The organism is Pseudomonas syringae pv. coryli str. NCPPB 4273 (genome assembly GCF_000972175.1).
Lineage (GTDB): Bacteria > Pseudomonadota > Gammaproteobacteria > Pseudomonadales > Pseudomonadaceae > Aquipseudomonas > Aquipseudomonas syringae.
Genome location: NZ_AWQP01000048.1, coordinates 110,749 through 124,275 on the forward strand (window position 1 = coordinate 110,749; position 13,527 = coordinate 124,275).

Here is a 13,527-nt window from a genome sequence, read left to right on the forward strand (position 1 = left end):
GCATGTCTGATAAAGCAGTATTGAGTTGCCGCAACCTGGGTAAATCCTACGAGGAAGGCCCGGAGTCGGTGGTGGTGTTGTCCGGCCTGCAGCTGGAGTTGCACCCTGGCGAGCGTGTCGCGATCGTCGGCAGTTCGGGGTCGGGCAAAAGTACCTTGCTCAACCTGCTGGGCGGGCTGGACACGCCGTCCGAAGGCAGTGTCTGGCTGGCAGGCGAAGAGTTATCGGCGCTGGGCGAAAAGGCTCGCGGCCTGCTGCGCAACCGGGCGCTGGGTTTCGTCTACCAGTTCCACCATCTGCTGCCCGAATTCACCGCGCTTGAAAACGTCTGCATGCCGTTGTTGATCGGTCGTACGCCGATCCCCGAAGCCCGCAAGCGCTCCACCGCATTGCTGGAGCGTGTCGGCCTCGGTCATCGTCTGGCGCACAAGCCTTCGGAGCTGTCCGGTGGCGAGCGTCAACGTGTGGCGATTGCCCGTGCCCTGATCAATCAGCCGGGTCTGGTGATGCTTGACGAGCCGACCGGCAACCTCGATCACCACACGGCGCAGGGCATTCAGGACCTGATGCGTGAACTGAGCACGTCGTCGCGCACGGCGTTTCTGATCGTGACCCACGACATGAGCCTGGCTCGGCAAATGGACCGTGTCCTGCGTCTGGAAGACGGCCGCCTCGTCGAGGCCTGATCGACCCGGCCCGGCGCAATTCATCGCGTCGGGTTCCAGTTTTTATACGGTGTATTTTCCCACGGTGCTTCGCGAATGTTCAGACCGTTACCCATCTTCATCGGCATGCGCTATACCCGCGCCAAACGCCGCAAAAGCTTCATCTCGTTCATTTCGATGACCTCGATGATCGGTCTGGCACTCGGTGTCCTGGCGATGATCGTGGTGCTGTCGGTAATGAACGGTTTCCAGCGGGAAATGAGCTCGCGGATTCTCGGCATGGTGCCGCACGCAGTGATTGCCGGTAACACTCCGGTCGATGACTGGAAACCGCTGGCCGACGCTGCGCTGAAAAACCCTGAAGTCACCGCTGCCGTACCGTTCACCGACATGGAAGGCATGCTCTCCTACAAGGGCTCGATGCAGCCGATCCAGATCAGCGGCGTAGACCCGGCGCTGGAACATGAAGTGTCGATCGTCACGCAGCACATCACCCGCGGAAGCCTCGAAGACCTCAAGCCGGGCGAGTTCGGCGTGGTGCTGGGCGACATTACCGCGCGCCGCTTTCGCTTGACCATCGGCGACAAGCTGACCCTGATCGTCCCGGAAGTCAGCAGCGCTCCTGGCGGCATCACGCCGCGCCTGCAACGCCTGACCGTCGTGGGTATCTTCAAGGTCGGTGCCGAGCTGGATGGTTCGATGGGCCTGATCAATATTGCCGATGCGGCGCAGATGCAACGCTGGCAGCCCAATCAGGTTCAAGGTGTGCGACTGGCGCTGAAGGATCTGTATAAGGCGCCCCAGGTGTCCACCGCCATTGCCGCCGGTCTGGGTGAAGGCTATCGCGCCGACGACTGGACCCATACCCAGGGCAGCCTGTTCAGTGCCATGAAGATGGAAAAGACCATGATCGGTCTGTTGCTGCTGATGATCGTCGCTGTGGCTGCGTTCAACATCATTGCCACGCTGATCATGGTGGTCAACGACAAGGGCGCAGACATCGCCATCCTGCGTACCATCGGCGCCACGCCGCGGCAGATCATGGCGATCTTCGTGGTTCAGGGCACCGTCATCGGCATCGTCGGGACACTGATCGGCGGCATTCTTGGGATTATTGCAGCGCTAAACGTCAGCAGCCTGGTGGGCTGGATCGAGCGGGTCAGCGGTCAGCACATCTTCAGTTCCGATGTGTACTTCATCAGCAACCTGCCTTCCGAACTGCAGGCCGGTGACGTGCTGCTGATCTGCAGCGCCGGGTTTATCCTGAGCTTTCTGGCGACCATCTACCCCGCGTGGCGCGCCGCGCAGATCCAGCCGGCGCACGCACTGCGTTACGAATGACAGAGCCTGAGTCACCTTCGCCGAGGCCGCAGGGCGGCCCGCGAGGGTGGCGGGGCAGCGCGGATTTTCGCTGAAAGCCCCACGCAAACGCTATAAACTCGCCGCGTTAATTCATGATCCAGGTATCGCCATGCATCCCGCAGCCGAACACTCGCCGCTGGGCAAGTCCAGTGAGTACATCGCCACTTACACGCCGTCGCTGTTGTTCCCGATCCCTCGTGCCGCAAAATGGGCCGAGCTTGGGCTCACCGCGCAGACGCTGCCTTATCAGGGAGTCGATTTCTGGAACTGCTACGAGCTGTCATGGCTGCTGCCGTCCGGCAAGCCGGTGGTGGCCATTGGCGAGTTCAGTATTCCGGCCGAATCGCCGAACATCATCGAATCGAAGTCGTTCAAGCTGTACCTCAATTCGTTGAATCAGACGGCTTTCGCGAGCGTCGACCAACTGCAGACCACGCTCGAACAGGACCTGTCGGCCGCCGCGGGCAAACCGGTCAGCGTGCGTATTCGCAGCCTGGCGGAAATCGAAGAAGAAGGTGTCGCGGCATTGCCAGGCCTGTGTATCGACGACCTGGACATCTCGGTCAGCAGCTATGACCGGCCGCAGCCCGAGTTGCTGCGTTGTGATGACTCGCGGGTGATGGAAGAGAGCGTGCACAGTCATCTGCTCAAATCCAACTGCCCGGTCACCAGCCAGCCTGACTGGGGCAGTGTGGTGGTCGAATATCGCGGCGCGGCGCTGGATCATGCAAGCCTGCTGGCGTATATCGTCAGCTTTCGCCAGCACTCGGATTTTCATGAGCAGTGCGTGGAAAGAATCTTCCTCGACCTGCAGCGCTTGCTCAAGCCGGAGAAGCTCACCGTGTATGCGCGCTACGTGCGCCGCGGTGGTCTGGACATCAACCCGTACCGCAGTACTGAAACGCTCGACGTGGACAATCGCAGGCTGGCGCGGCAGTAATATTGTCTGAGGCCCGAGGAGCGAACGCAGAGCGTCCGGAACGGCATCCCCACGCGGAGCGTGAGGAACGACAGGTATCAGTAGTGCTGATGCTCCGCGTCGCACCGCGCATCAGCGGCCGAACGCAGAGCTATCAGAACGGCATCTCCCAATCAGACTCCGATATTGCCCAGCGTCTGCACGATGTTGCGCAGAGTGCCGGCGATGGTCGGATGCTCCAGCTCGAAACGCTCGACGGCCAGATTCACGCCATCAGCCAGGCTGCTGTCCTGCTCGTGGGTGGCCTGTTCCAGCTGAATTTTAGTTTCAATTTGTTGCATGAGCTCGTGCAGGTTTTCCCGCTCGGACTCTGACATCGGCGGGTTATGCTCCAGTTGCTCGCGCAGGGTATTGAGTTGTTCTTGCAGTTCGCGGGCGGGCATGACGTGCTCCTTGATTGATAAGTCTGTCTCATGGACTTCGCCGGAGAGCTAAAGGTCCATGTTCAATCAAGACTAATCCAGTCTGCGCCCGGCTGCATATGTATCAGGGTTTTTCGCCCTTGCTGCGTCGCAGGGCAATGTCGGCCAGGCAGGATTCCAGTTCGCCCAAGTGGTCGATCACCGAGTGCACCCCCAGCGAATAGAGTTTGAGTGTGGCCTGCGCGCGTCGCTGTTCACGTTCGGCATTGCTGAGTGCCTGCCATTGTGAAGGCGAGAGCCCGCACAGCGGTCCGCAGGATGCCAGGCCAATGGTCCACAGCCCGGCGTTCAGCCCGGACTGCAACAGGCGCGGGTCGCCGCTGATCAGTACGCAGCCATCCAGATGGCTGACTTTCAGGGCCATCAATGCCATCCAGCAAGCATCCGGTGCGGGCCAGCCTGCGGTCGGGCGGGGGGCGGGAATCATCCAGTCATTGACCGGCACAGCCAGTGCGGCGCTCACGCTTTCAGGCAGTTCATCGAGCCAGGCGCATGGCATGCTCTGGTCACGCAGCGTTTGCAGAATAGCCTTTGCACCCGGTGTGAACTGCGTGTGCTCATCGCCGGGTGTGCGCGAATTTGCGGCCTGCGCACCGAAGTCCACCAGGCAGCCGCTGAGGCCGAACAGCAGGGCAGGGAAGGTTGGCAAAGGCGTGAGGACCGGGGCGAGCATGGGGATCTCTCTGAAATATCGAGAAACGCTACCGATCTTTTGTGACACTTCGATGAATGTGCGATGACGGAGTTTATCCGGAACCCTTTGCTGACAGACCTGCCTTATTCTCGACAGAAGGCTTTATACTCCCTGTCCTAGCGTGTGGGGGCGTAGCACCCGCGTCATTATTTCGATATCTCGATCAGGAGTGTCAGCTATGCCCGTGACCGGTGCAGGCTTTATCAAACGTTTGCTGCAATTGTCCCTGTGTGCCGGCATCGCGCTGGTTCCGGTGGCCGTGCAGGCCGCTGAAGATGATCCGTGGGAAGGCATCAACCGTCCCATTTTCAAATTCAACGATACCCTTGACGCTTACACGCTCAAGCCGCTGGCCAAGGGGTATCAGTACATCGCACCGCAATTCGTCGAAGACGGTATCCATAACTTCTTCAGCAACATCGGCGATGTCGGCAACCTGGCGAACAACGTGCTGCAGGCCAAGCCTGAGGCGGCGGGCGTCGACACTGCGCGTCTGATCGTCAACACCACCTTCGGCCTGCTGGGCTTCCTCGACGTGGGTACCCGCATGGGCCTGCAACGCAACGATGAAGACTTCGGTCAGACGCTGGGCTACTGGGGTGTGCCGAGCGGCCCGTTCGTGGTCATTCCGTTCCTGGGGCCAAGCACCGTACGTGATGCGTTCGCCAAGTACCCGGACACCTATACCTCGCCTTACCGCTACATCGATCACGTCCCGACCCGTAACACGGCGCTGGGCGTCAACCTGATCGATACACGTGCCAGCCTGCTGTCTGCCGAGCGTATGGTCAGCGGTGATCGCTACACCTTCATTCGCAATGCCTATTTGCAGAACCGCGAGTTCAAGGTCAAGGATGGCAAGGTCGAAGACGATTTTTAATCGCTACTTTGCCTCTGCATGAATCAATAAAGGCGACCCTGGGTCGCCTTTATTATTTTGTAAAAGTGTGAACCGGTTCCGCCCGTTTTCATTTCATCGAGATGATTGAAAGCCCCAGTTTCTGTCCACCACCTTCTTCATCATTCACCCAGACCACCTCGGTTTCGGCTTCAAGCCCCTTGAGCGCAGGATGGTCAGAGTCAATGCGCACGCTGAGTTTGTCTCTCACCTGGAACGAGCGTGGCGCCTGAACCTGCATGCCCGAGCTGGAAAGGTCAATGCATACGGCAGGGATCACCTGACCGGCGTGGATCAGGTTGACGTCTGCCTCGACGCGCATGCGGATGTAATCCCGCTTTTCCTCGTAGTCGCGATCATTTCGACTCATGTACAGTCCTTCGTTTTAGTTGCTGATTTGTGAGTTCTTATAACTCTGGGTGATTTGCGATGTAAAGAGCGCAAAGTGAGGGTAGGAGCATGCTTGAAACACCCGTCGGATGGGAGTACCGTCTGCGCCTTGAAGGGCACCTCTGAAACACGACAGACTTATCAAGTTGTTGCGTGTTATTGCGGAGAGGCTAGAAGCGAATCCAGTAAGCGGGTTCCGGTAATCCCGGGCCGCCTACGCCAACCTGATCTGGCGCCGTTTGCCCCCATGCCAAAAACCAGTGCCAAGCTGCTGATTATCGATGACGACGACGTAGTGCGCGCAAGCCTTGCCGCCTACCTTGAAGACAGTGGCTTCAGCGTTCTACAAGCGAGCAATGGCTTGCAGGGAATTCAGATCTTCGAGCAGGAGAACCCCGATCTGGTGGTCTGCGACTTACGCATGCCACAGATGGGCGGGCTTGAGCTGATCCGTCAGGTCACCGCCATTGCTCCGCAAACGCCTGTCATCGTCGTTTCCGGCGCGGGCGTGATGAGCGATGCAGTCGAGGCCTTGCGCCTTGGCGCTGCCGACTACCTGATCAAGCCTCTCGAAGATCTTGCCGTACTCGAGCATTCAGTGCGTCGTGCGCTGGATCGGGCGCGCCTGCTTACTGAAAACCAGGTCTATCGCGAAAAGCTGGAAAAGGCCAATCGCGAGCTCGAAGCCAGCCTGCACCTGTTGCAGGAAGACCAGGACGCGGGTCGGCAAGTGCAGATGAACATGCTGCCGATCACGCCGTGGTCGATTGACGCATTCAAATTCGCGCACCAGATCATTCCGTCGTTGTACCTGTCCGGCGATTTTGTCGACTATTTCAGGGTCGACGAGCGGCGTGTCGCTTTTTACCTGGCTGATGTTTCAGGCCATGGCGCGTCATCGGCATTCATTACCGTGCTGCTGAAGTTCATGACCACGCGGCTGCTGTTCGAGTCAAAGCGTGGCGGAACGCTTCCTGAATTCAAGCCGTCGGACGTGCTGGGGCATATCAACCGTGGCCTCATCAGTTGCAAGCTGGGCAAGCACGTTACGATGGTCGGCGGTGTCATCGACGAAGAGTCAGGTAAACTGACGTACGCAGTGGGCGGACATCTGCCATTGCCTGTGCTGTACTCCGAAGGGCAGGCGCATTATCTGGAAGGTCGTGGACTCCCGGTAGGGTTGTTCAATGAAGCCACCTACCAGGATCATGAAATCGATCTGCCCGAGTCCTTCAGTCTGACCATGTTGTCTGATGGCATACTGGACTTGTTACCCGGTGATACACTCAAAGAGAAAGAAGCTGTCCTTCCCGAATTGGTCAAGGCGGCTGGCGGCAGCCTGGATGGCTTGCAGCGGGTTTTTGAATTGGCAACGCTAGGGGAGATGCCGGATGATATCGCCTTGTTAGTGTTAAGCAGGAATCTTGAATGAGTACCGGTAGAATCCAGTTCGCCGAGCAGGAAGGCACCTTCGTTCTCAAGTTCGTGGGTGAAGTGCGGTTGACGCTGTGTTCGGCCCTGGATGCGACTATAGAGCGCATCTTCACTGCGCTGAATTTCTCGGCGGTGGTCATTGATCTGACCGAAACGCGCAGCATTGACAGCACCACGCTTGGCCTGCTGGCCAAACTGTCGATTCTGTCGCGCCAGAAAGTAGGCCTGTTGCCGACCCTTGTGACCACTCACGAGGACATTACGCGCCTGTTGCAGTCGATGGGCTTCGATCAGGTCTTCAACATCGTTGACCGGCCTCTGCCGCGGCCTGAGTGCCTGACTGATCTGCCTTCACAGGACCAATGCGAAGAAGTGGTGAAAGCCAAGGTGCTTGAAGCGCACAAGATTCTCATGGGCCTCAACGACTCCAATCGTGAAGCGTTCCATGATCTGGTCAATGCACTGGAAGGTCAGCGCTAGGCACCAGTTGCGTCTGTCTATCTGATCTCAGAACGGCAGGCAGCAAAAAGGGCGACACCTGCGAAGGTGTCGCCCTTTTTCATGTTCAGGCTTTTTTGGCGGAGAGCAGTGCTTCCAGCTTTTCCTGATCGCGAGCGAACTGGCGAATACCTTCAGCCAGCTTTTCAGTGGCCATGGCGTCTTCGTTGGAAGCCCAGCGGAACTGGCTCTCGGTCAGGCTCTGACGCGCTTCGCCGGCGTTGCCCGGTGCAAGCTTGCGTTCCAGAGTGCCGGTGTCTTCGGCCAGCTTCTTGAGCAGGTCGGTGCTGATGGTCAGGCGATCACAACCGGCCAGCTGTTCGATCTGGTTCAGGTTGCGGAAGCTGGCACCCATGACCACGGTCTTGAAGTCGTTGGCCTTGTAGTAGTTGTAGATGCGCGTTACCGATTGCACGCCCGGGTCTTCTGCGCCGGTGTAGTCGGTGCCTGTCGACTTCTTGTACCAGTCGTAGATACGGCCCACGAACGGCGAAATCAGGAACACCCCGGCCTCGGCGCAGGCGACTGCCTGGGCGAAGGAGAACAGCAAGGTCAGGTTGGTCTGGATGCCATCCTTCTCGAGCTTTTCAGCTGCGCGGATACCTTCCCAGGTGGCGGCCAGCTTGATCAGCACCCGGTCACGCTTGATGCCGGCGGCGTCGTACAGACCGATCAAGCGCTCGCTGCGTTCGATCAGGGCGTTGGTGTCGAAGGAGAGGCGTGCGTCCACTTCAGTGGATACGCGACCCGGAACCACCTTGAGAATCTCCTGACCGATGGCGACTGCAAAGCGGTCGCAGGCCAGGCCGATGTCGCCCTTGCTACCGTCGAACGCTTCGCCCAGCATCTTGGCGTTGTTCGCGTCGGAAGCGGCCTTGAGCAGCAGGGAAGGGTTGGTGGTGGCGTCCTCGGGTTCGAGGCTCTTGATTGCGCCGAAGTCGCCGGTGTCAGCAACAACGGTGGTGAATTTCTTGAGTTGATCCAGCTTGGAAGTCATGAGCGTGCTCTGTCCTGTGCGGTTGGATGACATTACCCGAGCGCTGCCGACCACTCAAGGCCGCAGCGTGTACTGCTGCCGATGATAGGCCCTGAGGGACGGCATTGTCGTGAATACCTTTGTCTAGACTGTTTTTGAGCCTCGCACCGACTGCTTGTTCCCTCGATATGAATTTAACGCCTCTCAAGCGGCCTGCACGCTGCGGGATGGGTGCGACTATCAGACTATAGGTCCTGTGAAAGAGGGTTGCTGCATTGAGATGAGCCGGACTCGCAATCGGGCTCGCCTGTGGCGTCGAGCAACGCATTGGGGTAAAGATGCTGTTCAACTCGCGATCATCTGAAGGAACCAGCATGCATTCACGACGCTTCCCCATCACTGCCGCAATCGGACTTTCCCTGGTTTCCATGGGCCTGTTTTCCACTGCTGCCAACGCCGCCGAGCTGTCACCCGATCAGTTGTTGAAAAAAGCCCAGGCCGAACAACCGGCCTACCTCGACACGGTCCGGCAACTGGTCGATATCGACACAGGCACCGGCCAGGCACCCGGGCTGAAGACCGTCAGCGCCATGTTGGTCGAACGTCTCAAGGCACTGGGCGCAGAAGTCTCCACCACGCCGGCAGAGCCTTCGGCGGGGGACAATATCGTCGGTACCTTCAAAGGCAACGGCACGCGGTCTTTTCTGTTGATGGTCCACTACGACACAGTGTTTGGGCCGGGCACCGCCGCCAAGCGTCCCTTCAGACTCGACAGCGAGCGCGCCTATGGCCCTGGGGTGGCAGATGCCAAGGGCGGCGTAGCGATGATTCTGCACGCGTTGAAACTGTTGCAGAATGAGCAGTTCAAGGAGTTCGGTACGCTCACGGTGCTCTTCAACCCGGACGAGGAGACCGGCTCCAGCGGCTCGAAAAAAGTCATCGCCGAACTCGCTCGCCAGCATGACTACGTGTTTTCCTACGAGCCGCCTGACAAGGATGCCGTTACCGTCGCCACCAACGGCATCAATGGCCTGATTCTCGATGTCAAAGGCAAATCGTCACACGCTGGCTCCGCTCCCGAGGCCGGGCGTAATGCCGCCATCGAGCTGGCGCATCAGTTGCTGCAGCTCAAGGACCTCGGCGACCCGGGCAAAGGCACGACCGTCAACTGGACCCTGATCAAGGGCGGGGAGAAGCGCAACATCATTCCATCCAGCGCGTCGGCCGAGGCGGACATGCGCTATTCCGACCTCAGCGAGAGCGACCGCGTACTGGCTGATGGCCAAAGGATCGTGAAGAAGACGCTGGTCGATGGCACCGAAGTGACCCTGCGAATGGAAAAAGGCCGACCGCCGCTGGCCAGAAACCCTGGCTCCGAACAGTTGGCGAAAACCGCGCAGACGCTTTACCAGAAAACAGGCCGAACTTTAGAGCCGATTGCCATGCGTTTCGGTACCGACGCGGGCTATGCCTACGTACCTGGCAGTGCAAAGCCTGCGGTGCTCGAAACCATGGGCGTGGTCGGCGCGGGCCTGCATGCCGACGATGAATACATTGAGTTGTCGAGCATCGCGCCCAGGCTTTACCTGACCGTTGCGTTGATTACGCAGCTGTCGAAGGGCGATGCGACACCCTGAGGGCCTGTGAGGTGAGGGTGGCAAGGCGTGGTCTCCGGTCCGCGCCATCTGTCGAGGTATCGGGCTTTGCGATTGACCTGAGCGCCGATAAACGATTAACTGTATATGTATACAGTTAATCAGAAAAGGCTCGCCTCATGAGTGTTACCTTCCTTGGCCCGTTGTCGGCAGGGGGCATCAAGCTCCCGTTCATATCGCTGTCGTCCGTTGGCGCCAGATCGCCAGTGGTCGAGAAGCATGTTTCCATTGCCGAGCTTTGCGAGGTCCGTGAGCCGCACGCCTACCTGGCCAGGATCGAAGATCAGGGTATGCAAGGGGGCGGCATGTGCAGCGGGGACATGCTGGTGGTCGACCGCAGCCAGTACGCCGAGCACGGTGACATCGTCGTTGCCTCGCTCAATGCACGGCAGATCTGCCGGCGTTTGCACATGCGGGGTGATGTGGTGATTCTGGAATCGCAAAACCCGGATTTCCCGCCACTGCATGTCACCGACAACGATGACCTGATCATCCTGGGGGTGGTGACCTTCAGCCTGAAAAACCTGCTGGAGGGCCGCGCTGCATCATCAGCTCATCGATGAACAGACGCATGTCCTTGCATTGCACGCCGCTGCGTGATCTGCTTCCTACTCTTTGGCTTTTAGCGGAATACCGAGCGCATGCAAGAACGACTTGACCAGTTACGGCTCCCCAAGCCTGTACAGGGAGAAATCAGTGATCTGGTAAGAGCGCTCGACGCAACCAGCACCTGCGCCGACGTGGAAGCCGAAGCGGCGTTGCAGATCGAATACATTCACGGTCTTGAGACCAGCAGAAAGCTGCGTCCAGCCGATGCAGAAGCGCTTTACATCATTTTCGACGACGCAGTTCAGGCTCGTTTACAGGCACTTGCCGATTAGATTCGGTATTCCGCTATCCCCCTGACTGCGTGAACTTTACTTCAGACGTTATCTGTCCGCTTGATCGGGACGGGTTCCCGGCTCACCCTACGAATCTGCAATCAGCGGGCTCACGTTCAGGTTTGAATGGCTATGCGGTTATCAGGCTTCATCCTCGACAACATCGAGCCTATCGTGCGCGAGTGGACCGATTTCGCGCGCACCCTGTCCACCCTCGGCGAGCCTCTGGATACCACAGAGCTGAGAGATCATGTCGAGCAAATGCTGCGGGCTATCGCGACTGATCTGCAAACGGATCAATCGCTGCAGCAGCAGGTCGACAAATCGCAGGGCCACGCCGTTTCGCACGAAGACACTGCGGCGAAAATCCACGCAATCACCCGATTGATGTCGGGCTTCACCATTGACCAGGTGGTCTCGGAGTTTCGGGCATTACGGGCAAGTGTGATCAAGCAGTGGATGTCGCAAGAGGCGCTGGATACTCAGCAGCAGATCGAAGACATGATCCGCTTCAATGAAGCCATAGATCAGGCCCTTGCCGAGTCCATCACCAGCTACACAGGCGCGGTTCAGGCGTCACGCAATATCTTTCTGGGCATCCTCGGGCACGACTTGCGTACCCCGCTAAGCGCCATATTGCTGGGTGCCGACGTGCTGTTGCGCACCCATGATCTGGGCGCGCGGCCAACCAAGGTCGCCTCGAGGATCTATTCCAGCGTGAAGCGCGCCAACCAGATCGTTGGCGACTTGCTCGACTTCACGCGTTCGCAGATCGGCCCCGGTATCCCGCTGAAAAAGACCGAAATAGACATGCAACCCATCTGCGTTCGCATCGTTGAAGAATCGAGTACGGTCCACCCGGAAGCAGACATTCGCCTGACTTCAGACGAACCGGTCATTGGTCGCTTCGATGGTGATCGCCTCGAGCAGGTCTTCTCCAACCTCATCGGCAACGCTATACAGCACGGCAATAGCTCTGATCCCGTTGAAGTGACGCTGGCCGTCTCGGAGAGCGAGCTGCGCTTTAGCGTCCACAACACCGGCAGCCCGATTCCCGAAGACGTGCTTCCGTTCATCTTCAACCCGATGGACCGCTATTCACCCGAAAAGATGACCGACAACGGACCTTATTCAAGCCTGGGGCTGGGCCTGTTCATCGTCGACAGAATCGTCGATGCGCACGGCGGGCGTATCGAGGTGACGTCGAAAGCGGATCTGGGGACTACGTTTGCGGTCGTTATTCCGTTGAATGCGGAGTGAGGTCGCGTAGCGGCGATAGAGTTGCGAGGCAACTGAAGAGCATCCGGATCAGAGCTGCCTGTCCCTGATAACGCGCCCGTCATGGCCTGAAAGTCAGCGCAGGATAATCACACCCTGACGTGCCACACGGATGAGATGCCTGTAGGTGTCCGATCTGCTGCCGTCGGGGGGAAGACGAATGATCAACAGGTCATAAGTATCATCGTCCCATAGACCCATGTCTGCACACCCGTCAAAAAGCCGCATGGCCGGGCTCAGTACCGTCGCCAGGCCTGTCGTTGAAACGGGTAAGTTTTCAACGCCTGCCATCTCAGTTGCCAACTGCTCTGCTTTACCAAACCTCAGCGTCCGCCAGGCCAGACGAAAAGAGCTACGGTTGATCGTCACGCCGTTCTCGAGACCAATAACGGCATTTCGGTTTCTATCGGATATCACATGTATGCTCCATGCAAACACTCGATCCTGGCTAACGCATCACTTCATCGAGCTGATTCAGGCTCAGTCCCGATTGTAGAAAATCCAGTCCCTGTGGTTCTTCCAATCCAAGTAAAACAGTGGAGATCTGCCGGTAGGCGTTACGAAACAGCGAGCTGCCCAGGCTGATCCGGCGAACGCCGACTGTCCTGAGTCTGTCAATCGTCATACCGAAAACAGGCAGGACGTTGAGAGGTTTGCTGAGCGCTCTCTGAATCGCCTCAAGGTCCTCGATCGACTTCACGCCGGGTGCGAACAGACAATCGGCTCCAGCTTCTTCAAACGCGACCAGCCGTTCAATAACCTCGGTCAACGAATACGCGTGCGCTCCAAGCAGATAGTCTGTCCTGGCGGTGACGATGAAATCGGCATCGAGCGCGTGGGCGGCCTCACTGGCAGCGCGCACCCGATCGCACGCTTCTTCGATAGAGAAATACAGCGGGGTGTTCGGGTCATGATAGTCGGATATATCCTCAATGGACGCACCAGCGCAGCCGACGTTCAGGGCTCTTCTGAAATGCTCCTCGACCTTGCCCAGTGTTTTCGCCAGACCATTCTCCAGGTCTGCCGTCACGGGTATGTCCACTGCCCGAACGATGCGCTCAATCGCCGCAAATCGGTCTTCATTGTCCATCGAGGGAGATGAGTCGCGGTAGCCCTGTGCATAGGCAATCCCCGCGCTGGTGGTGCCGAGGCTGGCGTAGCCCAATTGCTGAATGAGGCGCGCGCTTCCCTCACACCATGCATTGGGCATGACGAATAACTCATCGCGTTCATGTAACTTTCTGAATGCCTGGCTGGTGTTCATAGCGCCTCCCTGAATGGCCAAGTATAGTCCTCTTCGCAGCACGCATGATTAAAAAAAAGTGAAGGGGCTTAAAAAAGTTTGAACAGACAACACGCAGCCCCTGTGGAATGCTTTTATCCACTTTATCGCAA

General features: G+C 58.3%; 16 protein-coding genes. 10 read left to right on the forward strand and 6 right to left on the reverse strand.

From position 1 onward, the window contains the following. Positions 1–2 precede the first annotated feature (2 nt). The 3 genes from lolD to queF all read left to right on the forward strand — a co-directional run bounded on the left by lolD (position 3) and on the right by queF (position 2,967). Positions 3–686 carry a lipoprotein-releasing ABC transporter ATP-binding protein LolD gene (gene lolD, locus P406_RS19460; protein WP_172452211.1) on the forward strand — a complete coding sequence of 228 codons (684 nt, stop codon included), beginning with the start codon at positions 3–5 and terminating at the stop codon, positions 684–686. Positions 687–761: 75 nt separating this feature from the next. After that, positions 762–2,006 (forward strand): lipoprotein-releasing ABC transporter permease subunit, encoded by a 1,245-nt coding sequence (locus P406_RS19465; protein WP_004410275.1) that lies wholly within the window; start codon positions 762–764, stop codon positions 2,004–2,006. Between the two features lie 130 nt (positions 2,007–2,136). After that, positions 2,137–2,967, forward strand: coding sequence for an NADPH-dependent 7-cyano-7-deazaguanine reductase QueF (queF, locus tag P406_RS19470; RefSeq protein ID WP_046237073.1), 831 nt, complete (start codon positions 2,137–2,139; stop codon positions 2,965–2,967). Positions 2,968–3,119: 152 nt separating this feature from the next. Here queF and P406_RS19475 read toward each other — a convergent pair whose 3' ends face one another. Further along, positions 3,120–3,389 (reverse strand): DUF4404 family protein, encoded by a 270-nt coding sequence (locus P406_RS19475; RefSeq protein ID WP_003315072.1) that lies wholly within the window; start codon positions 3,387–3,389, stop codon positions 3,120–3,122. A 103-nt stretch (positions 3,390–3,492) separates the two neighbouring features. After that, positions 3,493–4,101: an HAD superfamily inactivated hydrolase PcrP gene (gene pcrP, locus P406_RS19480; protein WP_003415907.1), complete on the reverse strand. Its 609-nt coding sequence runs from the start codon at positions 4,099–4,101 to the stop codon at positions 3,493–3,495. Positions 4,102–4,300: 199 nt separating this feature from the next. Here pcrP and P406_RS19485 point away from each other — a divergent pair, with 199 nt between their 5' ends. Beyond that, on the forward strand, positions 4,301–5,002 hold the full coding sequence (locus P406_RS19485) for an MlaA family lipoprotein (protein WP_046237074.1): 702 nt from the start codon (positions 4,301–4,303) through the stop codon (positions 5,000–5,002). Positions 5,003–5,090: 88 nt separating this feature from the next. On the opposite strand, the gene P406_RS19490 is transcribed toward P406_RS19485, so the two are convergent. Further along, positions 5,091–5,390, reverse strand: coding sequence for a PilZ domain-containing protein (locus P406_RS19490; RefSeq protein WP_004410282.1), 300 nt, complete (start codon positions 5,388–5,390; stop codon positions 5,091–5,093). A gap of 267 nt (positions 5,391–5,657) precedes the next feature. On the opposite strand from P406_RS19490, the gene rssB reads away from it, so the two are divergent. Continuing rightward, positions 5,658–6,842 (forward strand): two-component system response regulator RssB, encoded by a 1,185-nt coding sequence (gene rssB, locus P406_RS19495; RefSeq protein ID WP_003407019.1) that lies wholly within the window; start codon positions 5,658–5,660, stop codon positions 6,840–6,842. Next, positions 6,839–7,324 carry an anti-sigma factor antagonist RssC gene (gene rssC, locus P406_RS19500; protein ID WP_003315067.1) on the forward strand — a complete coding sequence of 162 codons (486 nt, stop codon included), beginning with the start codon at positions 6,839–6,841 and terminating at the stop codon, positions 7,322–7,324. The genes rssB and rssC overlap by 4 nt, the downstream gene beginning before the upstream one ends. An 85-nt stretch (positions 7,325–7,409) precedes the next feature. Here the strand turns inward: rssC and tal are convergent, their stop codons facing one another. Then, entirely contained in the window at positions 7,410–8,339 is a 930-nt protein-coding gene (gene tal / locus P406_RS19505) for a transaldolase (RefSeq protein ID WP_004410285.1), read from the reverse strand. A gap of 353 nt (positions 8,340–8,692) precedes the next feature. Here tal and P406_RS19510 point away from each other — a divergent pair, with 353 nt between their 5' ends. The 4 genes from P406_RS19510 to P406_RS19525 all read left to right on the forward strand — a co-directional run bounded on the left by P406_RS19510 (position 8,693) and on the right by P406_RS19525 (position 12,114). Further along, complete coding sequence (locus tag P406_RS19510) at positions 8,693–9,955, forward strand: M20/M25/M40 family metallo-hydrolase (protein ID WP_046237075.1); 1,263 nt, start codon at positions 8,693–8,695, stop codon at positions 9,953–9,955. Positions 9,956–10,092: 137 nt separating this feature from the next. Further along, positions 10,093–10,536 carry a LexA family protein gene (locus P406_RS19515; RefSeq protein WP_046237076.1) on the forward strand — a complete coding sequence of 148 codons (444 nt, stop codon included), beginning with the start codon at positions 10,093–10,095 and terminating at the stop codon, positions 10,534–10,536. A 78-nt stretch (positions 10,537–10,614) separates the two neighbouring features. After that, a complete protein-coding gene (locus tag P406_RS19520) occupies positions 10,615–10,854 on the forward strand; it encodes a hypothetical protein (RefSeq protein WP_046237077.1) in 240 nt (79 codons plus the stop codon). A 132-nt stretch (positions 10,855–10,986) separates the two neighbouring features. Then, positions 10,987–12,114 carry a sensor histidine kinase gene (locus P406_RS19525; RefSeq protein ID WP_046237078.1) on the forward strand — a complete coding sequence of 376 codons (1,128 nt, stop codon included), beginning with the start codon at positions 10,987–10,989 and terminating at the stop codon, positions 12,112–12,114. 93 nt (positions 12,115–12,207) lie between these two features. On the opposite strand, the gene P406_RS19530 is transcribed toward P406_RS19525, so the two are convergent. Together P406_RS19530 and P406_RS19535 are read right to left on the reverse strand one after the other, a co-directional pair. Beyond that, positions 12,208–12,549 carry a hypothetical protein gene (locus tag P406_RS19530; protein ID WP_029572001.1) on the reverse strand — a complete coding sequence of 114 codons (342 nt, stop codon included), beginning with the start codon at positions 12,547–12,549 and terminating at the stop codon, positions 12,208–12,210. A 31-nt stretch (positions 12,550–12,580) separates the two neighbouring features. After that, positions 12,581–13,396 (reverse strand): isocitrate lyase/PEP mutase family protein, encoded by an 816-nt coding sequence (locus P406_RS19535; protein ID WP_046237079.1) that lies wholly within the window; start codon positions 13,394–13,396, stop codon positions 12,581–12,583. Between the last annotated feature and the right edge of the window lie 131 nt (positions 13,397–13,527).